The 25,861-nt window shown below is 73.0% G+C and carries 30 protein-coding genes and 1 tRNA gene; 6 read left to right on the top strand and 25 right to left on the bottom strand.

The window, feature by feature from the left end; genetic code table 11:
- Position 1: 1 nt before the first annotated feature.
- Positions 2-445: a MarR family winged helix-turn-helix transcriptional regulator gene (locus ACFW6A_RS03330; protein WP_386638406.1), complete on the bottom strand. Its 444-nt coding sequence runs from the start codon at positions 443-445 to the stop codon at positions 2-4.
- Positions 446-623: 178 nt separating this feature from the next.
- On the opposite strand from ACFW6A_RS03330, the gene ACFW6A_RS03325 reads away from it, so the two are divergent.
- The gene (locus ACFW6A_RS03325) at positions 624-851 is read left to right on the top strand and encodes a hypothetical protein (RefSeq protein WP_351842668.1); all 228 of its coding nucleotides are present in this window, start codon (positions 624-626) and stop codon (positions 849-851) included.
- A gap of 161 nt (positions 852-1,012) precedes the next feature.
- Here ACFW6A_RS03325 and ACFW6A_RS03320 read toward each other — a convergent pair whose 3' ends face one another.
- Positions 1,013-1,624 (bottom strand): TetR family transcriptional regulator, encoded by a 612-nt coding sequence (locus ACFW6A_RS03320; RefSeq protein WP_386638629.1) that lies wholly within the window; start codon positions 1,622-1,624, stop codon positions 1,013-1,015.
- A gap of 192 nt (positions 1,625-1,816) precedes the next feature.
- Here ACFW6A_RS03320 and ACFW6A_RS03315 point away from each other — a divergent pair, with 192 nt between their 5' ends.
- Positions 1,817-2,764 carry an oxidoreductase gene (locus tag ACFW6A_RS03315; RefSeq protein ID WP_386638402.1) on the top strand — a complete coding sequence of 316 codons (948 nt, stop codon included), beginning with the start codon at positions 1,817-1,819 and terminating at the stop codon, positions 2,762-2,764.
- Here the strand turns inward: ACFW6A_RS03315 and ACFW6A_RS03310 are convergent.
- The 9 genes from ACFW6A_RS03310 to ACFW6A_RS03270 form a co-directional block, all read right to left on the bottom strand.
- Positions 2,751-3,608, bottom strand: coding sequence for a hypothetical protein (locus ACFW6A_RS03310; protein ID WP_386638399.1), 858 nt, complete (start codon positions 3,606-3,608; stop codon positions 2,751-2,753). The two genes, ACFW6A_RS03315 and ACFW6A_RS03310, sit on opposite strands and share 14 nt — an antisense overlap.
- A gap of 72 nt (positions 3,609-3,680) precedes the next feature.
- Entirely contained in the window at positions 3,681-4,607 is a 927-nt protein-coding gene (locus ACFW6A_RS03305) for an RNA polymerase sigma factor SigF (RefSeq protein ID WP_386638396.1), read from the bottom strand.
- A gap of 236 nt (positions 4,608-4,843) precedes the next feature.
- Positions 4,844-5,686, bottom strand: coding sequence for an RNA polymerase sigma factor SigF (locus ACFW6A_RS03300; RefSeq protein WP_351842660.1), 843 nt, complete (start codon positions 5,684-5,686; stop codon positions 4,844-4,846).
- Between the two features lie 243 nt (positions 5,687-5,929).
- The gene (locus ACFW6A_RS03295) at positions 5,930-6,223 is read right to left on the bottom strand and encodes a Dabb family protein (protein WP_351842658.1); all 294 of its coding nucleotides are present in this window, start codon (positions 6,221-6,223) and stop codon (positions 5,930-5,932) included.
- Between the two features lie 9 nt (positions 6,224-6,232).
- On the bottom strand, positions 6,233-6,397 hold the full coding sequence (locus ACFW6A_RS03290) for a hypothetical protein (protein WP_189949201.1): 165 nt from the start codon (positions 6,395-6,397) through the stop codon (positions 6,233-6,235).
- A 451-nt stretch (positions 6,398-6,848) separates the two neighbouring features.
- A tRNA-Ser gene (locus ACFW6A_RS03285) sits at positions 6,849-6,936 on the bottom strand.
- Between the two features lie 55 nt (positions 6,937-6,991).
- Entirely contained in the window at positions 6,992-7,420 is a 429-nt protein-coding gene (gene tadA, locus ACFW6A_RS03280) for a tRNA adenosine(34) deaminase TadA (protein WP_351842846.1), read from the bottom strand.
- Between the two features lie 47 nt (positions 7,421-7,467).
- Positions 7,468-8,013 (bottom strand): hypothetical protein, encoded by a 546-nt coding sequence (locus ACFW6A_RS03275; RefSeq protein WP_351842656.1) that lies wholly within the window; start codon positions 8,011-8,013, stop codon positions 7,468-7,470.
- Positions 8,014-8,247: 234 nt separating this feature from the next.
- A complete protein-coding gene (locus tag ACFW6A_RS03270; RefSeq protein WP_351842654.1) occupies positions 8,248-8,466 on the bottom strand; it encodes a hypothetical protein in 219 nt (72 codons plus the stop codon).
- Positions 8,467-8,607: 141 nt separating this feature from the next.
- Between ACFW6A_RS03270 and upp the strand changes: the two genes are divergently transcribed.
- The gene (gene upp, locus ACFW6A_RS03265; protein WP_351842652.1) at positions 8,608-9,243 is read left to right on the top strand and encodes a uracil phosphoribosyltransferase; all 636 of its coding nucleotides are present in this window, start codon (positions 8,608-8,610) and stop codon (positions 9,241-9,243) included.
- 45 nt (positions 9,244-9,288) lie between these two features.
- Here the strand turns inward: upp and ACFW6A_RS03260 are convergent, their stop codons facing one another.
- The 6 genes from ACFW6A_RS03260 to ACFW6A_RS03235 all read right to left on the bottom strand — a co-directional run bounded on the left by ACFW6A_RS03260 (position 9,289) and on the right by ACFW6A_RS03235 (position 14,999).
- Positions 9,289-9,918 (bottom strand): LytR C-terminal domain-containing protein, encoded by a 630-nt coding sequence (locus ACFW6A_RS03260; RefSeq protein WP_351842650.1) that lies wholly within the window; start codon positions 9,916-9,918, stop codon positions 9,289-9,291.
- Positions 9,919-10,033: 115 nt separating this feature from the next.
- The gene (locus ACFW6A_RS03255; protein ID WP_003999914.1) at positions 10,034-10,330 is read right to left on the bottom strand and encodes a type II toxin-antitoxin system VapB family antitoxin; all 297 of its coding nucleotides are present in this window, start codon (positions 10,328-10,330) and stop codon (positions 10,034-10,036) included.
- A 236-nt stretch (positions 10,331-10,566) separates the two neighbouring features.
- Positions 10,567-12,120: a M28 family metallopeptidase gene (locus ACFW6A_RS03250; protein ID WP_386638391.1), complete on the bottom strand. Its 1,554-nt coding sequence runs from the start codon at positions 12,118-12,120 to the stop codon at positions 10,567-10,569.
- A gap of 350 nt (positions 12,121-12,470) precedes the next feature.
- Positions 12,471-13,406 (bottom strand): prolyl aminopeptidase, encoded by a 936-nt coding sequence (gene pip / locus ACFW6A_RS03245; RefSeq protein WP_351842646.1) that lies wholly within the window; start codon positions 13,404-13,406, stop codon positions 12,471-12,473.
- 10 nt (positions 13,407-13,416) lie between these two features.
- Positions 13,417-13,992 (bottom strand): alpha/beta hydrolase, encoded by a 576-nt coding sequence (locus ACFW6A_RS03240; RefSeq protein WP_351842644.1) that lies wholly within the window; start codon positions 13,990-13,992, stop codon positions 13,417-13,419.
- A gap of 338 nt (positions 13,993-14,330) precedes the next feature.
- Entirely contained in the window at positions 14,331-14,999 is a 669-nt protein-coding gene (locus ACFW6A_RS03235) for a TetR/AcrR family transcriptional regulator (RefSeq protein WP_351842642.1), read from the bottom strand.
- 157 nt (positions 15,000-15,156) lie between these two features.
- Between ACFW6A_RS03235 and wrbA the strand changes: the two genes are divergently transcribed.
- Positions 15,157-15,765 (top strand): NAD(P)H:quinone oxidoreductase, encoded by a 609-nt coding sequence (gene wrbA, locus ACFW6A_RS03230; RefSeq protein ID WP_351842640.1) that lies wholly within the window; start codon positions 15,157-15,159, stop codon positions 15,763-15,765.
- A gap of 79 nt (positions 15,766-15,844) precedes the next feature.
- Here wrbA and ACFW6A_RS03225 read toward each other — a convergent pair whose 3' ends face one another.
- The 3 genes from ACFW6A_RS03225 to ACFW6A_RS03215 form a co-directional block, all read right to left on the bottom strand.
- Entirely contained in the window at positions 15,845-16,132 is a 288-nt protein-coding gene (locus tag ACFW6A_RS03225; RefSeq protein ID WP_200425106.1) for a metal-sensitive transcriptional regulator, read from the bottom strand.
- 201 nt (positions 16,133-16,333) lie between these two features.
- Complete coding sequence (locus tag ACFW6A_RS03220) at positions 16,334-18,469, bottom strand: TerD family protein (protein WP_386638386.1); 2,136 nt, start codon at positions 18,467-18,469, stop codon at positions 16,334-16,336.
- A 56-nt stretch (positions 18,470-18,525) separates the two neighbouring features.
- On the bottom strand, positions 18,526-19,053 hold the full coding sequence (locus ACFW6A_RS03215) for a YciI family protein (protein WP_386638626.1): 528 nt from the start codon (positions 19,051-19,053) through the stop codon (positions 18,526-18,528).
- 249 nt (positions 19,054-19,302) lie between these two features.
- Here ACFW6A_RS03215 and ACFW6A_RS03210 point away from each other — a divergent pair, with 249 nt between their 5' ends.
- Complete coding sequence (locus ACFW6A_RS03210) at positions 19,303-19,932, top strand: MarC family protein (RefSeq protein WP_386481486.1); 630 nt, start codon at positions 19,303-19,305, stop codon at positions 19,930-19,932.
- Between the two features lie 183 nt (positions 19,933-20,115).
- Here the strand turns inward: ACFW6A_RS03210 and ACFW6A_RS03205 are convergent, their stop codons facing one another.
- Both ACFW6A_RS03205 and ACFW6A_RS03200 read right to left on the bottom strand, forming a co-directional pair.
- The gene (locus ACFW6A_RS03205; protein ID WP_351842634.1) at positions 20,116-21,180 is read right to left on the bottom strand and encodes an aldo/keto reductase; all 1,065 of its coding nucleotides are present in this window, start codon (positions 21,178-21,180) and stop codon (positions 20,116-20,118) included.
- A gap of 10 nt (positions 21,181-21,190) precedes the next feature.
- Positions 21,191-22,099, bottom strand: coding sequence for an alpha/beta fold hydrolase (locus ACFW6A_RS03200; protein WP_386638383.1), 909 nt, complete (start codon positions 22,097-22,099; stop codon positions 21,191-21,193).
- A gap of 126 nt (positions 22,100-22,225) precedes the next feature.
- On the opposite strand from ACFW6A_RS03200, the gene ACFW6A_RS03195 reads away from it, so the two are divergent.
- Positions 22,226-22,699: a carboxymuconolactone decarboxylase family protein gene (locus ACFW6A_RS03195; RefSeq protein ID WP_351842631.1), complete on the top strand. Its 474-nt coding sequence runs from the start codon at positions 22,226-22,228 to the stop codon at positions 22,697-22,699.
- On the opposite strand, the gene ACFW6A_RS03190 is transcribed toward ACFW6A_RS03195, so the two are convergent.
- From ACFW6A_RS03190 to ACFW6A_RS03180, 3 genes are read right to left on the bottom strand one after another with little or no spacing between them, the layout of a single operon-like run.
- The gene (locus ACFW6A_RS03190) at positions 22,675-22,872 is read right to left on the bottom strand and encodes a DUF4287 domain-containing protein (protein ID WP_386638623.1); all 198 of its coding nucleotides are present in this window, start codon (positions 22,870-22,872) and stop codon (positions 22,675-22,677) included. The two genes, ACFW6A_RS03195 and ACFW6A_RS03190, sit on opposite strands and share 25 nt — an antisense overlap.
- Positions 22,873-22,875: 3 nt before the next feature.
- Entirely contained in the window at positions 22,876-25,128 is a 2,253-nt protein-coding gene (locus ACFW6A_RS03185; protein ID WP_386481479.1) for an FtsX-like permease family protein, read from the bottom strand.
- Positions 25,125-25,799, bottom strand: coding sequence for an ABC transporter ATP-binding protein (locus ACFW6A_RS03180; RefSeq protein ID WP_386481476.1), 675 nt, complete (start codon positions 25,797-25,799; stop codon positions 25,125-25,127). Before ACFW6A_RS03180 ends, ACFW6A_RS03185 begins: the two co-directional genes overlap by 4 nt.
- Positions 25,800-25,861 lie beyond the last annotated feature (62 nt).

Below are 25,861 nucleotides of genomic sequence, written 5' to 3'. Positions count from 1 at the left end.
TTCAGGCGTGGGTGGCCCGGCAGTCCCCGAAGGAGTCGCGGAGTCGGGCGAGCAGGGTGGTGAGCAGTGCGACGTCGTCGTCGGACCACTCCGCGAGGTGGTGGGTGAAGGATTCGGTCACCCGGCGGTCGAGTTCGGTGAGCATCGTGAAGCCGTCGGGGCTCAGCCGCAGGATGCGGGAGCGGCCGTCGTCGGGGTCGGGCAGTCGCTCGACCCAGCCGCGGGAGACGGCGTGCGCCACGTGGCGGCTGCACACCGACATGTCCACGGCCATGAGCTCGGCCAGCCGGCTCGTCCGCATGTCGCCGTGGTGCTTGAGCAGGGCGAGCACGGCGGCGGCGCCGCCCTGGCAGTCGCCCGGCAGGACGCGGGCGATCCCGCGCTTCACGGCGCCGAACGCGCTGATGGCGCGTGCCAGGTCCTCGTAGCGGTTGCTCGGTTCCACGAGGACCCCTTCCAACTTGTTGCTTAGGGCAACCATAGAGATGGATGGTTGCTCCAGGCAAACTAAATCGGTCAAACGGCGCTAAAGAATCGGCAAAGGGGAGGCGAGGGGGAGGCCTGGAGGAGGCCGGGACCCGGAGCTTGGGCCCCTCCCCCCGGTTTCGCTAGGGTCCTGGCCCATGGCACACAATCCGCAAGCACCGTACGGCCAGGGCGCCCAGGGCCCCGAGGGCTACGACCCCGCCGGCAGCACCCAGATGTTCCGCGCCTTCGTCGACGAGGGCACCCCGCAGCGTCAGCCGCAGCAGGCGGCCGCCGCCTCGGGCGGCCCGCGCCTCGGCGTCATCGCCGGCGTGATCGCCGCGATCGTGGTCGTGGCGGGAGTCGTCTGGCTCGCCGCCTTCTGATCCCCCGTTCCCGGAAGGGGCCGGATCCCGACGGATCCGGCCCCTTTTCCATGCCCCGACGGGGGAGCCCCCGCCGTGAGGGGAGACGATCCCCGCAGGTCGTCCCGGTCGTCCCGGTCGTCCCGGTCATCCCGGTCGTCCCGGTCATCCCGGTCGTCCGGTTATTCGGCGTCCAGGGCCGGGGCCAGCTGGGTGAAGGCGCGCACGATCAGGACGAGCGGGTCGGCGTCCCCGGCCCCGGCCCCAGCCGCGTCCCCGGCGTCCTCGCTCCAGCGCCGCAGCACCGTGTCGAAGGCGGTGAGCGCCATGCCCGCCGCGAGCCGGGGGTAGAGCGAGTCCGCCGGGTCGAGCCCGAGCCGGACGGCCAGCTCCCCGGCCAGCTCCTCGCGCCAGCCGGCCTCGTGCTCCAGGAAGCGGGCGAGCAGCGCGGGCGTCCGCAGGATCAGCCGGACGACGGGAAGGACCCGCTCGGCGTGGTCGCCGCAGGCGGCGAGCGGCACGGAGACGGCGTGCAGCAGCGCGGCCGAGGGCGGCTCGCCGGCCGGCCGGGCGGCCAGCTCCGTCCGCATGTCGGTGCCCATCCCGGCCAGGAACTGGACGACGACGTCCTCCTTGGACGCGAAGTACCGGAAGAAGGTCCGCTTGGAGACGCCGGCGGCGGTCGCGATCTCGTCGACCGTCACCGCCTCGAAGCCCTCGTGCGCGAAGAGCTGGAGCGCGGTCTCGGTCAGCTCGGTCGCGACCAGCTCCCGCTTGCGCTGGGCGAGCGTCATGGCGCGGGGGGCGGACCCGGGTGCGGCCGGCCCGGACCCGGGCGCGGCGGACGTGGGGCCGGTCGCGGCGGGCGCGGGCTCGGGCGCGGCGGGCTCGGGTGCGGTGCTCACGTGCCGATGCTAACGCGGTGGCATCGATGACATCCATCGACATGTTTGACACTAAGTGACACGAGCGGCAGTGTGTGTCGTATGAGTCGTACGCGCACCCAGCACTGGACCGCCGACGCCATCCCCGACCTCACCGGCCGGGTCCACGTCGTCACCGGAGCCACCGGCGGCCTCGGCCTCGCGACCACCCGCGCCCTCGCCCGGCGGGGCGGCCGGGTGGTCCTGGCCGTACGGGACGAGGCGAAGGGCCACCGGACCGTCGCCGCCCTCACCGCCGAGGGCATCGCCCCGGACCTCCTGACCGTCCGCCGGATCGACCTCGCCGACCTCGACTCGGTGCGCGCCTTCGCCGAGGCGGTGCGCGCCGACCACCCGCGGCTGGACGTCCTCGTCAACAACGCGGGCGTGATGGGCCCGCCCCGCACGCTCAGCGCCCAGGGCCACGAGCTGCAGTTCGCCGCCAACCACCTCGGCCACTTCGCCCTCACCGGCCTGCTCCTCGACCGGTTGCCGGACGGCGGCCGGGTCGTCACGGTCAGCTCGCTGATGCACCGGCAGGGCGACCTCCGCCTCGGCGACCCCGCCGCCCTCACGGGCGAGCGCGGCTACGCCCCGATGGCCTTCTACAGCCGCTCGAAGCTCGCCAACGCCGTCTTCGGCCACGAGCTGCACCGCCGGCTCTCCGCCGCCGGCCGCCCGGTCCGCAGCGTCCTCGCCCACCCCGGCTACACCGCGACCGGCCTCCAGACCCGTGACGTCACCGGCTTCACCCGCTTCTTCTACAGCCGGATCGGCAACCCGCTCCTCGCCCAGCGCCCGGAGCGCGGAGCCCTGCCCCAGCTGTACGCGGCGACCGCCCCGGAGGCGGCCGGCGGCGACTTCATCGGCCCGGACGGCCCCGGCGAACTCCGCGGCTCCCCGGTCCGGGTGAAGCCCTCGGCCGCCGCGGCCGACCCGGAGACGGGCCGCCGCCTCTGGGACCTCTCCGAGGAGCTGACGGGGGTGCGGTACGGGCTCACCGCCAGCTAGCGGTCACCTCGCGGGTGTCGACGCGCATGCCGAGCGGCACCCGCCAGGACTCCACGCACACCGTGTACGTCTGCTTCCGCGCCGCCCCGGCGGCGATCGGGGCCGGCAGCGGCTGGGTGGTGGTGACCGTGCCCCAGTCGAGGCCGAGCGCGCCGATGACGTGGGTGGCGAAGGTCGCGGTGCCGGAGGTCACGGGGGAGCCGCCGGTGTTCCGGAAGGTCACCGTGACCCGCTCGCACCAGCGGGTGTCGCCGTCCGCGGTGACGGGCGCGGAGACCGTGAGCACGGCCGGGCCGGGCGCGGGAGCCGGCGAGGACGGCCGCGGTGCCGTGGTGGTGGGCCGGGGTGCGGGGGCGGTGGTGCGGGGCGGCGCCGTGGTCGCGCCGGACGACGCGCCGCCGCCGGAGGACCCCCCGGGCGGCGCCCCCGGCTCCGTACGCCCTCCGGAACCGCCGCCGGGCCCCGTACCGGAGCCGGAGGAGCCCGGGCCGGCGCCGGAAGCCGCGCCCGTCCGCGTACCGGAACCGGGCTGCGCGCCGGAGCCGGAGCCGGAGTCCGCGCCCGTCCCCGTACCGGCGGAGGGCGAGGGGGACGCGCCCGGCGGTCGCGGGGACTGCGGGGCGACCGGGGGCGGGGAGGAGGTGCTGGAGGTGGTGCCGCTCGCCGTGGGGCTCTCCAGCGGAACCAGGGTGACCGCGCCCGAGGGGGCGACCGCGCCGCCGGGCGAGGGACCGGCGCCGACCGCCGTGAACCCCTCGCCGTCTCCTCCGCCTCCGCACGCGGTGAGCGCTCCGCCGAGGCAGAGCGCCACCGCCACGAGTACCGGCTGCTTCCTGCGCCTCATGCGCCCCAGTGTGGCTGACGGCACGTCAACAAGGGGCGGTTTCCGGGAAGTCGACCGCGATCCGGCCGGACGTCAGTCGGAGATCAGGCCCTCGCGGAGCTGGGCGAGCGTACGGGTGAGCAGCCGCGAGACGTGCATCTGCGAGATGCCGACCTCCTCGCCGATCTGCGACTGGGTCATGTTCGCGAAGAAGCGCAGCATGATGATCTGCCGCTCCCGGGGCGGGAGTTTGGCGAGCAGCGGCTTCAGGGACTCGCGGTACTCGACGCCCTCCAGGGCCGTGTCCTCGTAGCCGAGGCGGTCCGCGAGGGAGCCCTCGCCGCCGTCGTCCTCCGGGGAGGGCGAGTCGAGCGAGGAGGCGGTGTACGCGTTGCCCACCGCGAGGCCGTCGACGACGTCGTCCTCCGACACCCCGAGCACGGCGGCGAGTTCGGGCACGGTCGGCGAGCGGTCGAGCTTCTGGGCGAGCTCGTCGCTGGCCTTGGTGAGGGCGAGCCGCAGCTCCTGGAGCCGGCGCGGCACCCGCACCGACCACGAGGTGTCGCGGAAGAAGCGCTTGATCTCGCCGACGACCGTCGGCATCGCGAACGTCGGGAACTCCACGCCCCGTTCGCAGTCGAAGCGGTCGATCGCCTTGATCAGCCCGATGGTGCCGACCTGGACGATGTCCTCCATCGGCTCGTTGCGCGAGCGGAAGCGGGCCGCCGCGTACCGCACGAGCGGCAGGTTCAGCTCGATCAGGGTGTCGCGTACGTAGGTCCGCTCCGGGCTGTCGGCCGCGGCGCCCTCGGTGTCGAGCGCGCGCAGCCTCAGGAACAGGGACCGGGAGAGGGTGCGGGTGTCGAGCGCCTCCGGGGCGACGGCGGGCGGCGGCGGGGCCGGCAGCGCCCCGCTCTCGGCGGCGGTCGGCGCCGTCGTCTGCGTGGGCACGGGCTCGGACACGAGGACCGGAACGGGCGTGAGCGTGAGCACCTTCGAGCTGCCCTGATCTGCGGACATGCCACCCCCTAGAGGTCGCGGACGGTCGCGGTGGGCCGCGACCATCGGAGGAACGCAGCTTCCACCTGAATACCGGCCGTGGGGCTGCGGCAAACGCGTCCCCAGCAGAATGTCACATGTCGGCAACACGCTGTAGTGACTTGTCGACAAGGAGTGGGTGCATATCCGCAGGAAACAAGGGGTGTACGGCATGTGAGCCGGCGTCGGACCGCTCCGAACCGGTCTACCCGTTCCGGTTACGCCTCGATCCTGTTTGCGGACCTCAGCCGGGCGAAGCTCCGGGCGAGGAGCCTTGACACGTGCATCTGCGAGACCCCGAGCTCCTGGCTGATCTGAGACTGGGTCAGGTTGCTGTAGTAGCGCAGCATCAGGATCCGCTGCTCCCGCTCGGGGAGCTGGACGAGCAGGTGCCGGACCAGGTCGCGGTGCTCGACGCCGGCCAGCGCCGGGTCCTCGTAGCCGAGCCGGTCGAGCAGCCCGGGCAGCCCGTCGCCCTCCTGGGCCGCCTCCAGGGAGGTGGCGTGGTACGACCGTCCGGCCTCGATGCAGGCGAGCACCTCGTCCTCGCCGATCCGCAGCCGCTCGGCGATCTCGGCGGTGGTGGGGGAGCGGCCGTGGGCCGTCGTCAGGTCCTCGGTGGCGCCGTTCACCTGTACCCACAGCTCGTGCAGCCGGCGCGGCACGTGCACGGTGCGGACGTTGTCCCGGAAGTAGCGCTTGATCTCGCCGACCACGGTGGGCATGGCGAAGGTCGGGAACTGCACGCCGCGCTCCGGGTCGAAGCGGTCGATCGCGTTGATCAGGCCGATCGTGCCGACCTGGACGACGTCCTCCATCGGCTCGTTGCGCGAGCGGAAGCGGGCCGCCGCGTACCGCACGAGCGGCAGGTTGGCCTCGATCAGGGCCCCGCGCACCCGGTCGTGTTCGGGGCTTCCCGGCTCCAGGTCCTTGAGCTGCCCGAAGAGCACCTGGGTGAGCGCCCGGGTGTCGGCGCCGCGACTGCTCCGGGGGCGGGGGGTGTCCGCGGCTCCGGCTCCCTCGTGCTGGGGCGGGACCTGAGGCGCTGTACTGGCCGGCACGTTCACGCCACCCCTTTGGCTGGTGTAGCCGGCTGTGGGGCCGACTACGTACAAACGATCAATTCATCCATCAAAAGCGGTCATAGCATCACAAGACATGTCCACTGTGTGCAAGCACCGCATAACCACGTGTTGAAGGCATGGTGGACGAAAAAGCGGAGGCCAGAGGCGCGGGAGGCGGAAACGCGCGAGACCCCCCGCCCGTACGGCGGGGGGTCTCGGAGTCGCGGGAGGGCGAAGGGCCTAGAAGGGGTAGTCCGCGATCACCCAGGTGGAGAACTCGCGCCACAGCCCCACCCCGGCCTGGTGCGCCGGGTGGTCGAGGTAGCGCTGGAGCGCGTCCAGGTCCTCCACGGCCGAGTTGATCGCGAAGTCGTAGGCGATCGGCCGGTCCGACACGTTCCAGTCGCACTCCCAGAAGCGCAGCTCGGGGATCTGCCCGCCGAGCGCGCGGAACGCCTCGACGCCGGCGACGACGCGCGGCTCGTCGCGCTCGACGCCCTCGTTGAGCTTGAAGAGGACCAGATGGCGGATCACGGAGGGCTCCTAGTTGATGAGTTCGGTCATGAACTCGCCGACACCCTTGGCGGCGCTGGAAAGGCCCTCGAACCCTATCTGGACCAGCTCCGCGGAGCGGTCCGGGGCCGTGATGATCGCGTACAGGATGAAGACCCCGAACGCGTACACCGCGACCTTCCTCGCCTGGGACACCAGCCCCACCCCTCCCCGTACCGTCACCCCGCCTCGGCGGTGGCCCACTCTAACCGAGCCTTTATGGACCAAGGGCCCGGCGTTCGGGGTCTTTCGCCGTCCCCCGGACGGGCGAGAGGGGAGCAGGATGGATGTCGGGCCCGGCGGATCTGGCAGGAATCCGCGGGGCACACGGAACCGGCCCGCACTGCGGGGCCCGCGCCGCGAGCTTCCCCCCTGACTGCGGCGCAGGGCTTGCCGGACCGGTTCTCATCGGGGGGAGCGGCTTGTCCCCCCGATGCCGCTCCCCCCGTCCTCTTCCCCGGGCGGGACGCGAGCAGGAGACGAAGGGCCCCGGCGGTGCGCCGGGGCCCTTCGCCGTACGCGGGGACGCACCGGGCACACGGGGCAACGCGCGGGGAGCACACCGGGGAACGCCGAAGGCCCGATGCGATGCATCGGGCCTTCGTAGTGGCGGTAGCGGAGGGATTTGAACCCTCGGTGAGTTTCCCCACACTCGCTTTCGAGGCGAGCTCCTTCGGCCGCTCGGACACGCTACCGAGAGAGAGCTTAGCCCAAACCGGCCCGGTGAAGAAATCCGTGTCCCCGCGCAGGTCAGCGGGTGCGGAAGAAGGCGGTGAGCTGCTGCGCGCACTCCTCGCCGAGGACGCCCCGGACGACCTCCGGGCGGTGGTTGAGGCGCTGGTCGCGGACGAGGTCCCAGAGGGAGCCGGCGGCGCCCGCCTTCTCGTCGTCGGCGCCGTAGACGACGCGTTCGACGCGGGACTGGACCAGGGCGCCCGCGCACATCACGCAGGGCTCCAGGGTCACCACGAGGGTGCAGCCGGTCAGCCGCCACTCGCCGGTGGCGGCGGCGGCCCGGCGCAGCGCCAGGACCTCGGCGTGGGCGGTCGGATCGCCGGTCGCCTCCCGCTCGTTGCGGCCGAGGGAGAGGACCTCGCCGGCCGGCGAGAGCACGACCGCGCCGACCGGTACGTCACCGGCCGGCACGGCCGCGGCGGCCTCGGCGAGGGCGAGGCGCATGGCGTCCCGCCAGGGTTCCGGCACGGGGCCGGGCACTGCGGGCGGCACTAGCGGACGGCCTCCAGGATGTCGGAGGCGCCGATGGCGTCGGCGATCTCCCCGAGGGCGTCCTCGGTCAGGCCGAGCAGGGTCCGCTCCGGCATGCCGAGGTCGGCGAGGATCCGGCCGTCGCCGAGCGGGCCGGCCGGCGCGATGCCGGTGCTGCCGGCGGAGGCGTCGTCCTCCTCGCGGTCCTCGCCGGCCGCGCGCTCCGGTTCGCCGTCCTCGGTGCCGTCCAGGTCCGCGAGTTCGTCGAGCTCGCTGTCCAGGTCGTCGTCGCCGAGCAGTTCCGAGGTGAGGATCTCCCCGTACGAGGAGCGGGCCGCCGCCGCCGCGTGGGAGACGTAGACCCGGGGGTCGTCCTCTCCGTCGACGCGGACGACGCCGAACCACGCGTCCTCCTGCTCGATGAAGACGAGGACGGTCTCCCCCTCGTCGGCCGCCGCCTCACGGGCCAGATCGGCCAGGTCCGCCAGCGTCTCCACGTCGTCGAGCTCCGTATCGCTCGCTTCCCACCCGTCTTCGGTGCGCGCGAGCAGTGCGGCGAAGTACACCTGACTCTCCCACTGATCAGAGGTGTGATGATCCGGCGGCGCGCTCCTGAGCCCCGCCCAACCGGCATCGTGACAGAAACGGCGGCCTCAGGAGAGGTCTTCGGCTCTTGCGTCGTGCATCAGTCTGAACCACACCGCGTTCGGGTGGGCGTACGACCCCGGCGCACAGAGGGGGCGCACGGCGGGGCGCGGCCCGGGCGGCCGCGGCCCGGCCTCCGGCCGCGGCCGGAGGCCTCACCAGCGGAAGGTGCGCATGCGCATGGCCTGTCTCATCCGGGCCGCCCGGGCGCGCCGCGGCTGGACGCGGTCGCGCAGCGCCTTCGCCTCGCCGAGTTCGCGGAGGAACTGGGCGCGGCGCCTGCGGCGCTCCGCGTCGGTCTCCGGCTGTGTCTCCGGCGCCCGGGCCTCCGTGTCGGCCCCGGCCTGGCCGGATGTGTTCTTCGGGTCGGGCATCGGCCACACCACCCCATCGCTGGGTCCCTGTGCCCCCACCTTGCCGCAGGGGCCCGGGTCGGTGCCAGTGGTGCGTCGGTGCCGGTCGCGGCCGGTGCCGCGGTGGGCCGGTGGCGGGGCGGGGCGGGCTACTGTGGGGTCATGCGTCTCCACGTCGTCGATCACCCGCTGGTCGCCCACAAGCTCACCACCCTGCGCGACAAGCGCACGGACTCCCCGACCTTCCGCCGGCTCGCCGACGAGCTGGTCACCCTGCTCGCCTACGAGGCGACCAGGGACGTGCGGACCGAGCGGGTCGACATCGAGACCCCCGTGACGCCGACGACCGGCGTGAAGCTGTCGCACCCGCGTCCGCTGGTGGTCCCGATCCTGCGCGCCGGGCTCGGCATGCTGGACGGCATGGTGCGGCTGCTCCCGACGGCCGAGGTCGGCTTCCTGGGGATGATCCGCAACGAGGAGACGCTGGAGGCGTCGACGTACGCCACCCGGATGCCGGAGGACCTGTCCGGCCGCCAGGTGTACGTCCTCGACCCGATGCTGGCGACCGGCGGCACGCTGGTCGCGGCGATCCAGGAGCTGATCCGGCGCGGCGCGGACGACGTGACGGCCGTGGTGCTGCTGGCCGCCCCGGAGGGCGTCGAGGTCATGGAGCGCGAGCTGGCGGGCACGCCGGTGACGGTCGTGACGGCCTCGGTCGACGAGCGGCTCAACGAGCACGGCTACATCGTGCCGGGCCTCGGCGACGCCGGTGACCGCATGTACGGCACCGCCGAGTAGCGCCCGCTTCCCGGGCCCGGTGACGGGCCGGGCCCGGCGGCGGGCTCAGCAGCGGGCCGGTGCCGGCTTGGGCTTGTTGAGGGCCACGAGCGCCGCGTCCGCCGTCGCCTTGGGCGACAGGGCCTTGAAGGCCGTACCGATGATCAGGTCGACGTCCGCCGTGGTGCGGGCGTCGACCTTCGTCGTGGCGCCCGCGAGCTGGGTGCCGAGGACGGCGAAGGAGCCCTTGGCGGCGGTCGGGGCGCCGAGCAGCAGACCGGCGCCGGGGACCTTCTTGTCGTAGGCGGCGGGGGCGTTGCCGATCTTGCCGATGGCGAAGCCGCGCTTCTTCAGCTCGTCGGCGGTGGCCTTGGCGAGTCCCTTGCGCGGGGTCGCGTTGTAGACGTTCACCGTGACCTGGGCGGGCTTCGGCGGCTTGGCGGCGGCGGTGGCGCTCGGCGTGGGCGCGGGCTTGCAGTCGGCCTGCTTGCCCGCGGTGGTCTTCTTGGTGTCGTCGCCACCGGAGAAGACGTCGACGAGCTGGAGCGTGCCCCAGCCGGCCGCGCCGAGCACGACCACGGCGGCGGCGGAGGCCAGGACGATCCTGCGCCGGCGGTGGGGTCGGCGCATGCGCGGGTAGACATCCCCCGTGATGCGGTACTTTCCGCCCATGCCGGGGGGAGTGAGCATGCTCATGGGCGCAGCGTAATGCCGCCCGTCCGCGATGCCTACTTGATGATCATGTGATCGCGGCCGGATGGGCGCGAACTGCCCCCGAAAGGATCAGCACGCGGCGCCCTCCCGCGGGGCGTCAGTCCAGTTCCAGCACGCGCGCGTGGAGCACCTGGCGCTGCTGGAGGGCCGCGCGGACGGCGCGGTGCAGTCCGTCCTCGAGGTACAGGTCGCCCTGCCACTTCACGACGTGCGCGAAGAGGTCGCCGTAGAAGGTGGAGTCCTCGGCGAGCAGGGTCTCCAGGTCCAGCTGGCCCTTGGTGGTGACGAGCTGGTCGAGGCGGACCGGGCGCGGCGCGACGTCCGCCCACTGGCGGGTGCTTTCCCGGCCGTGGTCGGGATACGGCCTGCCGTTTCCGATGCGCTTGAAGATCACACGGAAAGCCTACCGGGCGAGCGGCTCCCGGCGCAGCCACGCGGAGCCGACGGGATGCCGGTGCAGACCCTGACATACACGACATTCGGGTGTCGCGCGAGTGGGCCGGTGCGGCGGCCGGCGGCCCCGGAACCGCCCGCCCCCGCCGCCGCGCCGGGGGCGGCGGCCGCGGGAACGGCACGAGCGAGGGCCCCGAAGGGGTGCCCTCGCTCGTCGGTCCGGCCGCTCCGCCGTGGTTACTCGGTGACCTCGTGGTGGTCGTCGTGCAGGCCGCCGCCGCTGCCCGCGTCGCCGGTGGTCGGGACGGAGACGACCGGCTTGCGCAGCGAGGAGATGTCGTGGGCGTAGGTGCCCACGGCGTTGGCGATGACGTCGATGTTGGCGTCGAACGCCTCGCGGTTGACGTTGTTGATGTCGTCGCCCTTGGCGTGGTAGTTCACGTCGTAGGCGACGCCGGCCTCGCCGCCGAACTTGGCGGCCTGCTCGGGGGTCTTGATGCCCTCGGCGCCGGTGAAGGTGCCGCCGGAGGGGATGCCGACCTCGATGAACGGGCCGTAGTCGGAGCGGCCGGTGAAGTCGGTGCCCTCGTGCGGGAGGCCCTGCTTGTCCAGGAAGTCGGTGATGTCGCGCTCCAGCTGCGCGGAGCCCTCCGGCCCGGCGCCCGCGCCGACGCCGTCCGAGTCGTCGCCGTCGTACACGAACAGGCCGTAGTTCGGCGAGGCGATCATGTCGAAGTTCAGGTAGAGCTTGATCTCCTTCTTGTCGAGCTCCGTCAGGTTGGCGACGTAGTGCTCGGAGCCGAGGAGGCCGTTCTCCTCCGCGGACCACCAGGCGAAGCGGACCTTGTTGCGGACCTTCTCCTTCGACGCGGCGAGCTCCAGGGCGGTCTGGAGGAGGCCGGCGGAGCCGGAGCCGTTGTCGTTGATGCCGGGGCCCGCGGTGACGGAGTCGAGGTGCGAGCCGAGCATCACGGTGTTGGCGGCGTTGCCGCCCTTGGTCTCCGCGATGACGTTGTTGGTCGAGCGCTTCTCGTTGAGCTGGCGGACCTCGAAGGAGAGGTTCACCTCGCCCTTGGCGAGGTCGGCGGCGAGCTGCTCCCCCTCGGCCTGGGACAGGCCGGCGGTCGGGATCCTGCCGGCGTCGGCGGCGCCGAGCGTGCCGGAGAGCAGGCCCGCGGTGTTGTTGTAGACGATCGCGCCGACGGCACCGGCCGCTGCGGCGTTCTCCTGCTTGACGGCGAAGGTGCAGCCGCCGCGCTTGATCAGGGCGATCTTGCCGGTGAAGGTGCCGGAGGCGAAGTCGCCCGGCTCGCAGCCGCTGGTGCCGTCGGCGTCGACCGGGGCCGCCGCCAGACCGGCGGTGATGCCGCCGACCGGGGTGGACTTGGTGTAGGTCATCGCGCGGATGTCGAGCGCGCGGGGAGAGGCGCCGACGACGGACGCCTTCTCGGCGAGGGTCTCGGTGTAGACGAAGTCGAACTTCTCGTACGAGACGTTGTAGCCGGCCTTCTTCAGCTGCGTGTACACGTACGCGGCCGAGGCGTCGTGGCCGAGCGAGCCGGCCGCGCGGTGGCCGCCGGCCGAGTCGGCTATCGCCTGGAACTTCTGCAGGTGCTTGAAGGCGTCCTGGCCGGTGGTCTCCCGGACCAGCTTCTTCGCCAGCTTCGCGGCGTCCCGGGCGGGCGCGGCGGCGGGGTCCTTCACGGCGGTGGCCGGGGATGCGAGGACCAGGGGAGTGGCGAGGGCGGCTGCGGCGAGGATGGCCGCGGCGCGACGCTGCGATGCGTTCACAGAAGTCCTTCCCGATGGGGACGAGGTTGAGGGGAAGTTAGCCACCGGGAGGGCTTTCTGTGAACACGTTCGGCGCAATTCATGTCACCTTGAACATGATTGACATCTGGAATTCTCAATTCCCGGATGATTTGCCGCCCTTGGCGGCTTTCGCGGCCCCGGCGGCCTTCGTCCCCCGCCGCCGGGCACCCTCCTCGCCGTACGCGCGTCCCCTGCCGGAGGCGTTCCACCCGCCGCACGCCCGCCCCTCGCCGTACGCGCCGGGTGCCTCCGGGGCTCTGGACGCTCTGGGTCCTCGCGGAGCTCATGCTTCGATGATCCCGCCGGGGGCGCGGGGGCGCCCGGTGGGATCAGCCGTCCGCGAAGCGCTCCAGGGCGTCGACGATCAGCCGGCGGGTCTCCCCGCCGCCGAGGTGGCCCGCCTGCTCCACCACGTGCAGCTCGGCGTCCGGCCAGGCGCGGGCCAGCTCCCAGGCGGTGGTGAGGGGCCCGCCCATGTCGAGCCGCCCGTGGACCAGCACGCCGGGGATGCCGGCGAGCCGGTGCGCGTCCCTGATCAGCGCGCCCTCCTCCAGGAAGGCGCCGTGCGCGAAGTAGTGGGAGCAGATCCGGACGAAGCCGAGCCGGGCGTCGTCGACGCGGTCGGTGTACGGGGTCCCCATGCCCTCCATCGACAGGACGGCGTCCTCCCAGGCGCACCAGTCGGCCGCCGCCTTCTCCCGGACGGCCCGGTCGGGGTGGTTCATCCGGGCCGCGTAGGCCCCCACCAGGTCCTCCGCGTGATCGGCGCCGGCCCGGAACCGCTCGTGCGCCTCGGGGAAGAAGCGGCCGACGCCCTCGTACAGCCAGGACGTCTCGGAGCGGCGGGTGGTGGTGACGGAGGCGATGACGATCTCGCTCACCCGCTCCGGGTGCGCCTGCGCGTACGCCAGGATCAGCGTCGAGCCCCAGGAGCCGCCGTACAGCAGCCAGCGGTCGATCCCCAGGTGGAGGCGGAGCCGCTCCATGTCGGCCACCAGGTGGGCGGTGGTGTTCACGGAGAGGTCGGCCGCGGGGTCGCTCGCGTGGGGGAGGGAGCGCCCGCAGCCGCGCTGGTCGAACAGGACGATCCGGTACTTCTCCGGGTCGAAGAGCCGGGGGGAACCGGGGGAGGACCCGGAGCCCGGCCCGCCGTGCACGACGAGCGCGGGCTTGCCGGCCGGGTTGCCGTGGACCTCGTAGTGGACGCGGTTGCCGTCGCCGACGTCGAGCAGGCCGGCGTCGTGCGGGGTGGTCTGGGGGCGCATCCGCCCGACGCTACTCGGCGCCGGTGATCCGGGTCTCCGGGTTTTCGCACCAGCGCAGGACGGCGGGCCAGGGCCCGAAGCCGCTGTCGGGGTTGAGGTGGCCGCCGCCGGGGACTAGGTCCGGGTCGAGGCCGAGCGGGGTGCCGTAGTGCAGGTCGGCGCCCTCGGGGCAGTACGCGTCCCCGTCCCCGTACACGAGCCGAGCCGTCACGCCCTCCTCGGCGAGGTCGAGGCCGTCGGCGAAGGCGGCGATCTCGGGGATGGAGGCGGTGACGGCGGGGGAGGGCGGGGCGACGAGCAGCACCCGGTCGGCCCCGGGCCTGCGCGCGCCCGCGCGCAGCCAGAGCAGCACGGACAGGCTGTGCGCGAGGACGACGAACTCGCCCTCCTCCGGCCGCTCGCCGTGCTCCTCCAGGGCCGCCAGCCAGTCGCCGAGGACGGGCGCGTCCGGCTCCGGCAGCTGCGGGTAGCGGACCTCGTGCCCGCGGGCGCGCAGCTCGCCGGCGAGCCAGTGCTGCCAGTGGCCGGCGGGCCGGTGGTTCTGGAAGCCGTGGAGGACGAGGAAGGTCTTGGGCGCGGTGGTCATGCCGTGATCGTGAGCGCTGCCCGACGGCCCGGTCCAGGCCGTTCCGAAGAATGGACGCGCCCGGGGCCCGGTCCAGGCCCCGCCCCCGGCTCCGGGGCCCGGCCTCCGGCCTTCCCGGGCGCCCCCAAAGGCTCCCGGCAGCGCCCGGAGCCCCGAGTCCTCTGCCCCCGCCCTGCCCCGGTCCCGTACCGGCCCTTGGTCCCGTACCGGGCTTCTGGTTCCGTACCGGGCTTCTGGTCCCGCATCGGGCCTCCGGTTCCGCACCGGGCCTCTGGGTCCCCCGCCGGCCTCCGGGGCCCGTACCGGGGCGCCCGGGCCCGGCCCCCGGCCTCGCTCGCCTACGCCCGGAGCGCGAGCAGCTCTCGTACCCCCGCCTTGACCCGTTCGGCGGGCAGCGCCTGCTCCACCGTGAGGTGGTGCATGAGGTCGGGGGAGAAGGGGCCCAGGAGGAGGTGGGCGAGCAGGGCGGAGTCGGAGCCGGGCCGGAGCCGGGACAGCAGCATCGCCACGTGCGTGTGCATGACCTGGTAGGCGCCGCTGTGGTAGCGGGCGCGGGGCGCGGCGGAGTGCGCGGCGAGCAGGATGGCGCGCTGCTCGGCGACCCGGTCGACGAGCGCGTCGAGGAAGGCGTCGAGCCGTTCGCCGGCCGGGGCGCCGGGGCCGAGCGGCGGCGGGCCGCTCATGTACGCCTCCTGGAACTGGCGCTCGCGGTCGTCGAGGAGCGCCCACAGCAGCTGGGAGACGTCGCCGAAGCGGCGGTAGACGGTGCCGACGCCGATGCCGCTGGCGTGGGCGACCTGGTTCATGGTGACGGCGTCGGGGCCCTTCTCGGCGACGATCCGGGCGGCGGCGTCGAGGATCTTGCGCCGGTTGCGGGCGGCGTCGGCGCGCTCGGTGGCGGGGCCTGCGGCGGCGCCCGGGCCGGTGCCGGGCGCCGCCGGCAGCACGGTGAGCAGCTGCGCGGGCCCGTCGCCGGCCCCCGGTGTGCCCGGTGTTCTCGTGCTCATCGGCCCGTTCCTGCCCTTCGTCGCGCCCCCGTCGTCGGTGTCCCCGTCCTTCGAGCATACCCGTCCCGCTTGCGATCCGGATTGCTATCCGTTTAGTCTCGGGACAGCTAACCGGAAAACGATCCGCTTGAGTGTCGTCCGCAGCGAGGAGCCCGTCATGTCCGTCAAGGTCGCCGTCATCTACTACTCGTCCACCGGAGCCGTGCACCAGCTCGCCCAGGCCGTCGCCGAGGGCGCGGAGAAGGCCGGCGCCGAGGTGCGGCTGCGCCGGGTGCCCGAGCTGGCCCCGGACGCCGCGATCGACGCCAACCCGGCCTGGCGCGCCCACGTCGACGCCACCGCGGGGGTCGAGCTCGCCACCCTGGAGGACCTGGAGTGGGCGGACGCGTACGCGCTCGGCTCGCCGACCCGCTTCGGCAACGTGGCGGCCCAGCTCAAGCAGTACGTCGACACCACCGGCGGCCTGTGGCAGCGCGGCGTCATGGCGGACAAGCCCGCCACCGCCTTCACCAGCGCCCACAACCTCCACGGCGGCAACGAGTCCACGCTGCTCGCCCTCTACAACACCTTCCACCACTGGGGCTCGGTCATCGTCTCGCCCGGCTTCACGGACCCCGCCGTCTACGCGGCCGGCGGCAACCCGTACGGCACCGCCCACCCCGCAGCCAACGGCGCCCCCGCCGAGAACGTCCTGGCCGCCGCCCGCTACCAGGGCACCCGCCTCACGACGATCGCCAAGCGCCTGAAGGGCCTCCCGGTCGACTGACCCGCCCCGCACGCACGCGCACCCCCGGCGGAAGCCCTTCCGCCGGGGGTGCGCGCGTGCCCGCCGGTACGCGGGGGGCTCAGGCGAGCGACAGGAACAGCTTCTCCAGCCGGGCCCGCATCTTGTCCGGGTCCTCGCCGTCCCGCTTGCCGCTCTCCATCTCCGTCAGGCACTGCTGGAGCCCGGTCGCGATGATCGCGAACCCGGCCCGGTCCAGCGCCCGCGAGGCGGCGGCCAGCTGGGTCACGACCTCCTCGCAGTCGCGCCCCTCCTCGATCATCCGGATCACGCCGGAGATCTGGCCCTGCGCCCGGCGCAGCCGGTTCAGCACGGCCTTGAGCTCCGCGCCCGCGAGATCGAGTTCCACAACCACTCCTCCAGCAGATACCCCAGGGGGCAGTTCAACCCCCGCAGCGGGGATCCGTCGAGTTCCAAGGATGACACCCGCCCGGGTGATTCCCGGCGCCCCGATCAGGACCCTGATCAGGACCCTGATCAGGACCCCGAGCCGGAGCGTTGCCGGAGCGGTGCCGGGCACCCGGGGCGGGGGCGGGGGTCACCCGCCGGCTCAGCCGACCTCGACGACCTCGGAGGAGGTCTTGGACCGCGACGGCCGTCGCTGCTCGAACGAGCCGATGTGAGCGACGACGGAGCTGTAGAACCGGTCGACGGCGTCGTCGACGCTCCGGATGAAGCCGGACTCGGCGGCACCGCGGGTGTTGCCCATGCCCTTGAAGAGGGAGAGCCGGAAGCCGGTCATGGCCGTGCCGTCCTTGGGCAGCAGGTCGGCCGGCTCGGGCCGCAGGCGCTCCAGCGTCCCGCGGGGGCCCTTCCCGCCTTCCACGAGCGTCTCCACATGGAGATCGGCCGGCGCGGCGTCCAGGACGCGGACGAGCCGCTTCGCGACCGACAGGGGATAGCCCCCGCCGGGGGCGGGAACGTCGATCGACGTCCGGATCTTGCCCGTTCGGAGATCCGCCGTGATCGCCAGGACGGTCTGCGTTCCGTCGATGCGCAGCTCCGCGATGAGCTTGCCCTCTTCGCAGAGCCGGTCGGCAAGTGCCGCACGCCGCGACTTCGGGTCCGAGCCCCGCTGCGCCCGCTGCACCGGAAGGGCCTTCTGGCCGAGTTCGCCACCGAGGCGCAGGCAGACCTGCCGGATCAGCCGCTCCCAGCTCTCCACCACGTCCACGGCACGGGGGTCGCCCTGGCCGAGGGTCTCGTCGTCGATGCCGTTGCGGACGGGGACCCAGGAGGCTCCCATGTTCTGGAACCCGTGGCAGCCCGAGTTCTCGTGCTGGAGGTAGTGGAGCAGTTCCTGGAGGAGCCAGACGTGCGCCGCGTTGCCCACCCCCTCGTGCCGGATCAGCATCTGGGCCTGGTGGGCCACCTCGGCCCAGGAGAGGTGCCAGAGCGAGACCTTGTGCTTGCGGCGGCCGTCCGTCTTCACCTCGACGAGCGGGGTCCCTTCCAGCGCCACGTCGTTCGAGAGGGTGATGACCGCCTCGTATCCACGCCGGGCCGCGATGTCCATGTAGTTCTGGACCTGCTCGGACTTCAGGGGGTTGCCGTTGGTCTTCGTCTCGACGAGCGCTGTCCAGAGCTTGCCCGCCCGCTCCACCCGGATGACGCCGTCCGGTCGCTTCGGCGTGTCACCGTGCGGCAGGGACACCTCGGTGAAGGTCTGCATCCGGCCTGCCGGAGCGCCGAACCCGGCGGTCAGGCGGCGGCCGAACTCCGGGACCTCGGCCATCACGGAGAGCAGTACCGACGTCGCCCGTACCTCGCGCTCGCGGTCGCTCTTGTAGGAGGGCACGGGGAAGAGCCGTGCGGGCTTCCAGGACTCGTTCTCCGCCAGGGACTTCTTCGCCGTCCGCGGCAGCGTGACCTTCTTCTTGGCCGTCCTCGTCCCGCGGCGCCGGGCTGCCGCGGGCTGCTCGCCGGAGGACTCCGGCCGAGTCGGTGTCTCCGCCGGTCCCGGAGACACCGGAGGGGCGGAGGGGGAGTGCGCCGAGGCGGTGGGCTGGGTGGGGATCCCCCCGACGACGCCCTGCGGGGGAAACGGGTCGCCTCCGCTCCGTTCCTCCCCCGCAGCCCTCCCGGCAGGCGTGCCCGACGCCTCGCTCCCGGCCTCCCCGCCGTTCGCCCCGCCCTCTTCGTCCTCGGCGATGTCGATGCCGAAATCGGTGGCCAGCCCCGAGAGCCCCGTCTCGTACCCCTGCCCGACCGCCCGGAACTTCCACTCGTCGTTGCGCCGGTAGAGCTCCCCGAAGATGAACGCGGTCTCCACGGTGGCGTCCGTGATCGAGAAGCCGAGCAGTGCCTCGCCCGACCGGTCCGCCAGGGAGAGCCGCAGGTCGTTCAAGTCGCCGAAGGACGAGCCGCCGTACTGGCTGGCCGCCACCAGGATCCGTTCGATTTCCGTGGGGATCGCGGTGAGATCCAGGCTGATCCGGTCCTCACTGCCGTCTTCCGTCGGGACCTTGCCGAGCAGCTGGACACTGCCGTCCTCCGCGGCGGGGTGGTTGTAGAAGTAGAAGTCCGCTTCGCTGCGCACCTTGCCGCTGCTGTCGAGCAGGAGGACCGAGACGTCCGCGTCGCCGTCTCCCGTCGTGCTGCTCCAGCTCAGCCCGACGATCACCGCCCCCGTGTCCTCGCTCAGTGAGGCGAGGCCGATGTTGGCTCCCTTGGGCAGCTCGTGCATGCGTCCCCCCGGACTCTGCGAAGTGATGTAGGTAGCAGGGAACCGTAGCGTCCGTATCAGGAGGGTGGGGAGGGAATGTGAAAATCGGACGATCTCGCGGGCCCCTGTCCCGGCGTCCGGGCATGCGTGTGCGGCGATGGCGGTGATTCCGGAAGGGACGATCCGGCACCGCGCCCTCGGACGGATCCTGCCTCTGCCGCGGCCCAGCCTCTCGGACGCCACCCCGGCCCGGCTTCGCCCCCGGTTCCCCGGCTTCGCCCGGCCCGGATCGGTCCCGCTCCGGATCGGTCCCGCGCCGGTCCCGTCTCGTCGATGCGGCGGATCACCACCGGGTGGGACGGGGCGCCGGGAGGCTGGGGGCGGCGGGCCACGCGGGCCGCGATCTCCGTCACGCGGTCCAGGCTCGCGCACTCCAGGACCCAGTGGCCGGCCATGACCTCCTTGGTCTCGGCGTACGGCTCGTCCGTCACCACCGGGCCACCCTCCGCGTCCGCCGACGCCGGCCGGGTCTCGCCCGGGTCGGCCAGGCCCCGGCCGTCGAGCATCTCGCCGCTCGCGGCCGGCTCCTCGTTGAGCGTGTTCATGAAGTCGACCATCGCGGTCAGGGGCCCCTCGTCCCAGGCCGGGCCCTGTGCCGAGCCGCGCCCGGCCATCGCCTCGTGGTCGGCGTGCGCCCCCTGCACCCTCACCGGGTGCTTCATGACGTCCTCCGTATCGGGTGCCGCGCGACCCCCTCCCGAAGGGGGGCCGGAACCGGCCCCCGGCTCTCGACACCGCCCGAGCGGAATGCCGAAATCCGTTCCGAAACGCCCGACCGTCCCATGATGTCCGCTGTGAACCCCTTCAGCTTCTCCGCCGCGTTCATCACCTTCTTCTCGGTCGTCGGCCCGCCGAAGGTGCTCCTCTCCTTCGCCGGCCTCGCCCAGGTCCACCCGGCACGGGAACTCCGCTCCATCGCCCTGATCTCCTCCGGCGCGGCGGTCCTCGTCGGCGTGATCACCGGCAGCACGGCGCCGTGGCTGCTCGACCTCTTCCACATCAGCACCCCCGCCCTGCGGCTCGCGGGCGGCGTCATCTTCTTCATCTACGCCGTGGGGCTCGTCCTCGGCCTGCACCTCGGCTCCGACGGGCCGCACGCGGACACGCCCGACGTCCTCAGCGGCGTCCGCGAACTCCTCATGCCGTACGTCGTCAGCCCCCTCGCCATGACCGCCCTGCTCATCGAGGGCGTCGCCCGCTACTCGGTCGGCTGGCGCTCGACCGTCGTCGGGGCCTACGTGGCGGTCATCGCGCTCGACCTCGTCTGCGTCCTGCTGCTCGCCCGCGTCCTGCGCCGCACCCACCACGCCACCATCGAACTCCTCGGCCGGCTCCTCGGCCTGCTGCTCGCCGCGGTCGGCGTGGACCTCGTCCTCGACGGCCTCTCGGACCTGGGCGTCCCGGGCCTGGACCGGCACGAGTGACCCGGCGGGCGCGGCCGTCCACCGGCGCCGGAGCGGTGCCCCGGGGCGCAGCGCCCGGACGCCCACGCCCGGACGCCCACGCCCGGACGCCCACACCCAGGCCCACGCCCAGGTCCGGGCCGAGGGCGACGCCCGCACCCGGCCCGCCCGGCCCGCCCGGCCCGCGTACCCCCCTCGCCCTCCTCAGGACCCGGCGGCGGCCCGCTCCGCCAACGGCCGCCTCCGCAGCGCAGGTTCGGTGAGGGACGGCGGCCGCCAGACGCCGTCGGCCCGGTAGAGGTCCGTCCCCGGCGGCACGATCGCGTCGATGCGGTCGAGCACGTCGTCGTCCAGGACGAGCGAGGCGCCCTTCAGCAGCCCGTCCAGCTGCTCCCCCGTCCGCGGCCCGAGGATCACCGAGGTGACGGCGGGGTGCGCGGCGGCGAAGGCGACGGCGAGTTCGGGCAGCGAGCAGCCGATCTCCTCGGCCAGCAGGGCGAGTCGCTCGACGGCGTCGAGCTTCACCGCGTTCTCGGGCAGGGCCGGGTCGAAGCGGTGCGGGGTGATCGCCGCCCGCCCGCGCGTCAGATCGACCCCGCGCCCCTTCCGGTACGCCCCCGACAGATACCCGGAGGCGAGCGGCGCCCACGTCAGCACGCCCATCCCGTACCGCTGCGCCACCGGCAGCACCGCCGTCTCCACCCCGCGCGCGAGCAGCGAGTACGGCGGCTGCTCGGTGCGGAAGCGGCGCAGCCCGCGCCGCTCGGCGACCGCGTGCGCCTCGACGATCAGCTCGGCGGGGAAGGCGGAGCACCCGAAGGCCCGGATCTTCCCCTGGGAGACGAGGTCCCCCAGGACGTCCAGGGTCTCCTCGATGTCGGTCCTGTGGTCGGGCCGGTGCACCTGGTAGAGGTCGATCCGGTCCGTGCCGAGCCGCGCCAGGCTGGCCTCGACGGCCCGGACGATCCACCGCCGGGACAGCCCGCCCCGCGCGGGCCCGTCCCCGCCGACGGGGAAGTACACCTTGCTCGCGAGCACGGTCTCGTCCCGGCGGCGCGGATCGCGCAGCGCCTTCCCGACGATCTCCTCGGACTCGCCCGCCGAGTACATGTCGGCGGTGTCGACGAAGTTGACGCCCCGGTCGAGGGCGGAGTGGATGATCCGTACGGCGTCCCGGTGGTCGGGGTTGCCGACCGACCCGAACATCATGGTGCCGAGGCAGTAGGTGCTGACTTCGATCCCGGTCCCACCGAGTATCCGATAGCGCATGCGCCGCACCCTAGGGCCTGGAGCGGACTCCAGGGCAAGCCCCCGCCCCGGCGGCGAGGCCTTGCCGGCCGCCGCCGAGGACCTCCCGGAGGAACGCCGCCACGGCCCCGTACACCTCGTCGGGCCGCTCCAGGTGCACGTCGTGCCCGGCCCCCGGCAGGCAGACCCCGCGCAGCCCCGGCTGCCGCCGCGCCATCCCGTCCCACTGCTCCGCGTCGATGATCCCGTGCTGCCCGAGGACCGCGAGGAGCGGCACGTCGACGGCGTCCCACTCCTCCCACCAGGAGCGGACGGCGTTCTCGTCGAGGGAGGCGGCGAGGACGCCGGCGTCGAACCGCGGCCACCACCCGCCGTCCCGCTCGTCGAGCCCGTCGGCCCACCCCTCGCCGACGCAGCCGCCCCCGAAGTACGCGACGGCCGCCTCCCGGCTCGCGAAGGGCACCGGCCACCCCCTCAGCCACCCGGCGACCCCCGCCACCTCCTCGGGCGTGGACCCCGCGGGCCCCGCCTCGACCAGTACGGCCCCGGCCACCCGGGGATCCCGCCGCGCGGCGGCGAGCAGCGCGGCGTGCCCGCCGTAGGACTGCCCGACGAGCACGAAGGGCCGCCGCACGGAGCCCCCGAACTCCTCCACGACCCCCAGCACATCGTCCACGTACGCCGCCCGGGAGACGTCCCCCGGCGCCCGCTCGCTCCTCCCGTGCCCGCGCTGGTCGAGGGCGAGCACCCGGTACCCGTCCCTCCGCAGCGCCCGGGCGAGCCCGTCCCACTCCCCGCAGTGCCCGGCGAGCCCGTGCAGCAACAACACCCCGCCGCGCTCCCCGGCGCCCCCCTCTCCACCCTCGCCCTCGTCCCCGCCCCAGTCGCGCAGCGAAAGGACGACCCCCGCCCGCACGAACTCCCGAGTGACGTAGCTCACGTCCCTCTCCCCCTTCTCCCCGTCACAACCGCTCCCCGTCCTCCGTCACCCCATTGAAAGCGCACGGAGACCCCGGAACCACCCGGGCCCCCACCCCGCCCCACCCCCTCACCCACGGAGGAACCCATGGACGCCCGCCTCAGCCTCTTCGCCAGCCCCGTCGCCGCCAAGGTCGTCAAGCACCTCGCCTCGGCCGGCTTCGGCATCCCGGACGCGGTCCTCCCGCACAGCACCCAGGAACTGGTGAAGATCCGCGCGAGCCAGATCAACGGCTGCGGCTTCTGCCTCGACATGCACACCAAGGACGCGGCCGCGGCCGGCGAGACCGCCCTCCGCCTCCACCTGGTGTCCGCCTGGCGCGAGGCCAAGGTCTACACGGAGGCAGAGCGAGCCGCCCTCGAACTCGCCGAGCAGGGCACCCGTCTCGCCGACCACCACACCGGCGTCACCGACGAGGCCTGGGCGAACGCCGCCAAGCACTACGACGAGGAGCAGCTCGCCGCGCTGGTCTCCCTCATCGCCCTCATCAACGCCTTCAACCGCCTCAACGTCATGACCCAGCAGCCGGCCGGCGACTACGTCCCGGGCCAGTTCGCCTGACCGCCCACCGGCCGCCCCCGGCCCGGACGGCCGCCACGAGCGTGCCCGTGCCCGAGCCCGCACTCGGCCTTCAGCCAGGCGACGAACTCCACGCGCCCGGCGAGCGGCGAGGAACGGACGATGCCGAACCACTCGGACACGGGCCGCCCGTACTTCCTTCTCCTCCTCCCGATCCCTCAATCCCGCCGGATGTGCTCCGGATCCACGTGCCGCCGCACCATCGGCACGGAAGCGAACCCGGCCACCACCAGCACCCCCACCGCGCTCCCCACCAGCACCGGCAGCCCCTCCCAGTCCCAGTGCACGGCACCGCCCCCGGTGATCAGATAACTGGCCTCGGCCAGCCACCCCGCCACCACGGCACCGCCCAGCCCCACCCCCAGCGGCACCACCACCTGCACCACCTGCACCCCCCGCAAGGTCCCCGCCCGAGCCCCCAGCAACCCCAGAGCAGCCACCTGCCCCCGCCGCTCCAAAGCCCGATCAGCCACAGAGACAACGAACGCCGCCACCCCCACGACAAGCCCGAGCACCATCCCCACGACCAGCAGACTCCGGATGACGGTCAGCTGCGCCAGCGCCTGGACGACGATTCCCACGGGTTCCACTGCTGCGGTCGGCGCCACCGCCCCTACCCCGTCGAGCATGGTCCGAACGGTGCCGGCGTCAGCCCCGGACACCAAGGTCAGTGTTCCGGTTCGGGGCGCCAGCCCGGCAGGCATGAGGGCGGGCGGGACGAACAGGGCGCCGGACCGCAGCACGGAAGGCTGGTGGGCACGCATGACGATGTGAGCATCGGGGACGGTGAGGCTGACCTTCCGGCCGTCTTGCAGAGCGAACGGAAAGCGTTCCCCCGGCCGCGCATCGTCCTCGTGAGGTGCGTTCTCGTCGCGCAGCTGCGCGATCCTGCCATCCACGCAACCGTGCACCGAGACGACGGTGGCGGCAAGCTGCTCGCAGGTGCCCACCACCAGTTCGATGGAATCCCTGTACGTCTCGCCGGGCGGGGTCCACGAGTCGTAGGAGACGAAGCGCGCCCGTACGTCGGGGAGTTGTTCCACCTGTCTCTGCTGCGCAAGGGTGAGGCCGTCCAGGCCGATCGCATATTCCTGCGTCGGGGCCGTACGCCGGCTCACCTGATCCAGTTCGATCAGCACGCCCTGCGTGAGCGAGGCACCGAACACCAGGAGCACGAGTCCGGTGACGACGCGGAGCGAGGAGCCCGGATCCACTTCCGTACGCCGCATGGCCAGGGTCACCGGCAAGGACTTGGCGACTCCGGCGAGCCGCCGCGCGAGCCAGGCCGTGATGGGGGGCAGACCGAAGACGAGCCCGACTCCGGTGAGCAGCACGGCACCGGGCACGAGCAGGGAGCTCGCGGATCCTCCTGAAGGATCCCGCCCCATCACGCTCATCGCGCAGTAACCGAGGATCACCCCCATCCCGGGAACCAGCAGCAGCGTCCCGGCCTTCCGCGGTGGCCTACGGTCCGAGGTCCGGCGCACCGAGATCGGCGAAAGGGCGGCCCTTCGGGCGCTGAACAGCCCGACGGCCCACGCGAGCGCGGGGCATCCGACCAGGCACACCGCCACGGTCGACCACTCTGGCCGGCCGTCCGCCGGGTACCAGTGGAGCCCGGGAAGCCCGACCCGCGCCATGATCTCGTTGACCCCGAGGTAGCCGACGAGTCCGAGCACGGCCCCGAGGAAGGCCGCCGCGACGCTCTCCGCGGCATTGACCCGCACGGTGTCTTTGATGCTGAGACCTACCAACCGCAGCGCCGCCAGCCGTCGGGCCCGCGATTCCCCGGACAGTCGCGCGCAGACGGAGAGGAAGACCGCGAGAGGCAGCAGCACGATGCAGCCGAGGGTGAACTGGAGAATGTCCAGGGTGTCGGGGTCGATCACCTCGGTGGCGTACGGGGAGCCGAATCGGCCGAGCGGCACCGGCTCGGAAAGCCGGCTGGGAGTGGTGCCGATGTAGGCGTAGAGGTCGTCCGGGCCACCGAGCCCCTCGGGGGTGACAAGGCCGGTCACACGGCCCGGTACGAGGCCCGCGGCGTCGGGGTGCCGTTTCAGGATCTCGTGCAGCGCCGGTGAGACGACGGCCTCTCCTGGACCAGGGAGTGCTGTGAGGCCTGGCGGACGCGGGGCGGGCCCCGGTCCCGTACGGGCCAGGAACACTCGTTGAAGCGGTCGTGATCCGTACGGATCGAGAAACTCTTGGTAGACGACACTGCTCTGCTTGGCCGGCCGGGGGTCACGAGCCGCCGTCCGAGCGTCATGTGCGCCAAGGATCGTGGGAATCGTCAGCACTGCCGCGAGACAGGCCACCCCGAGCCCCGTCCCGGCCGCCATCAGGAGAAAGCGCGTACGTCCTCGGCGCCCGGTGCCCCACAGCAGGCGAAGCCCCAGAAGGAAGGGATTCACACCGACACTCGCTGGGTGAGGACGCCGTCCGCCATCGTGTACTGGGCGTCCGCACGCGCGGCGACGTCCGGATCGTGCGTCACGATGACCACTGCGGTGTCCTGGCCTCTCGCGAGTTGCAGGAATTCGTCGAGGACGGCAGAGGCATTGGCGCTGTCGAGCGCACCGGTCGGCTCGTCGGCGAACACCACGTCCGGTTGGTGGGCGAGGGCCCGTGCGACGGCCACCCGCTGGCTCTGGCCTCCCGACAGGTTCGATGCCCTGCGTCGCAGCAGGTCGCCCATGCCCAGCCTGTCGAGAACACGTCCGGCTGCCGCGTTCGCACGATCCTTGGCGACGCCGGCCAGGCGCAGCGGGAGGGCTGCGTTCTCCTCGACGGTCAGCTCGGGAAGTAGTTCTCCGTACTGGAAGACGAAGCCGATCCGCTCTCGCCGTAACGCGCTCAACTCCGCGTCGGGCAAAGACGACAGGTCCACGCCGTCGAAGGTGACCGTGCCCTTGGCAGGCGGGAGGACCCCGGCGAGGCAGTACAACAGGGAGGACTTCCCCGAGCCACTGGTCCCCATGATGGCGGCCACCTCGCCCCGCATCAGTTTGAAATCCGCTTGGCGGACTGCGTGTTGCTCGCCGTAGAAGAAGTCCACGCTTTCGGCGCGAAGGATGACATTCATGTTGCCGGCACTCCTGTAAAGAAAAGGGGAGCCGCTGGGTTGCGGCTCCCCTTGGCGGACGA

Origin of the sequence: Streptomyces sp. NPDC058758 (assembly GCF_042746075.1) — a bacterium.
Classification (GTDB): domain Bacteria; phylum Actinomycetota; class Actinomycetes; order Streptomycetales; family Streptomycetaceae; genus Streptomyces.
The sequence above is the reverse complement of the archived record's forward strand: the minus strand, read 5'-3'. Positions and strand labels throughout refer to the sequence as shown.

What these genes read in the sequence shown, in the direction of transcription:
- ACFW6A_RS03235 (WP_351842642.1), bottom strand. Translation starts at nt 14,999, where the DNA reads ATGAGCACGAGAACACCGGGCACACCGGGGGCCGGCGACGGGCCCGCG.
- ACFW6A_RS03325 (WP_351842668.1), top strand. Translation starts at nt 624, where the DNA reads ATGGCACACAATCCGCAAGCACCGTACGGCCAGGGCGCCCAGGGCCCC.
- wrbA (WP_351842640.1), top strand. Translation starts at nt 15,157, where the DNA reads ATGTCCGTCAAGGTCGCCGTCATCTACTACTCGTCCACCGGAGCCGTG.
- upp (WP_351842652.1), top strand. Translation starts at nt 8,608, where the DNA reads ATGCGTCTCCACGTCGTCGATCACCCGCTGGTCGCCCACAAGCTCACC.
- ACFW6A_RS03320 (WP_386638629.1), bottom strand. Translation starts at nt 1,624, where the DNA reads ATGACGCTCGCCCAGCGCAAGCGGGAGCTGGTCGCGACCGAGCTGACC.
- ACFW6A_RS03305 (WP_386638396.1), bottom strand. Translation starts at nt 4,607, where the DNA reads ATGTCCGCAGATCAGGGCAGCTCGAAGGTGCTCACGCTCACGCCCGTT.
- pip (WP_351842646.1), bottom strand. Translation starts at nt 13,406, where the DNA reads ATGCGCCCCCAGACCACCCCGCACGACGCCGGCCTGCTCGACGTCGGC.
- ACFW6A_RS03205 (WP_351842634.1), bottom strand. Translation starts at nt 21,180, where the DNA reads ATGCGCTATCGGATACTCGGTGGGACCGGGATCGAAGTCAGCACCTAC.
- ACFW6A_RS03260 (WP_351842650.1), bottom strand. Translation starts at nt 9,918, where the DNA reads ATGAGCATGCTCACTCCCCCCGGCATGGGCGGAAAGTACCGCATCACG.
- ACFW6A_RS03310 (WP_386638399.1), bottom strand. Translation starts at nt 3,608, where the DNA reads ATGAGGCGCAGGAAGCAGCCGGTACTCGTGGCGGTGGCGCTCTGCCTC.
- ACFW6A_RS03240 (WP_351842644.1), bottom strand. Translation starts at nt 13,992, where the DNA reads ATGACCACCGCGCCCAAGACCTTCCTCGTCCTCCACGGCTTCCAGAAC.
- ACFW6A_RS03220 (WP_386638386.1), bottom strand. Translation starts at nt 18,469, where the DNA reads ATGCACGAGCTGCCCAAGGGAGCCAACATCGGCCTCGCCTCACTGAGC.
- ACFW6A_RS03215 (WP_386638626.1), bottom strand. Translation starts at nt 19,053, where the DNA reads ATGAACACGCTCAACGAGGAGCCGGCCGCGAGCGGCGAGATGCTCGAC.
- ACFW6A_RS03270 (WP_351842654.1), bottom strand. Translation starts at nt 8,466, where the DNA reads ATGCCCGACCCGAAGAACACATCCGGCCAGGCCGGGGCCGACACGGAG.
- tadA (WP_351842846.1), bottom strand. Translation starts at nt 7,420, where the DNA reads ATGCGCCTCGCCCTCGCCGAGGCCGCCGCGGCCGTGCCGGCCGGTGAC.
- ACFW6A_RS03180 (WP_386481476.1), bottom strand. Translation starts at nt 25,799, where the DNA reads ATGAATGTCATCCTTCGCGCCGAAAGCGTGGACTTCTTCTACGGCGAG.
- ACFW6A_RS03315 (WP_386638402.1), top strand. Translation starts at nt 1,817, where the DNA reads ATGAGTCGTACGCGCACCCAGCACTGGACCGCCGACGCCATCCCCGAC.
- ACFW6A_RS03195 (WP_351842631.1), top strand. Translation starts at nt 22,226, where the DNA reads ATGGACGCCCGCCTCAGCCTCTTCGCCAGCCCCGTCGCCGCCAAGGTC.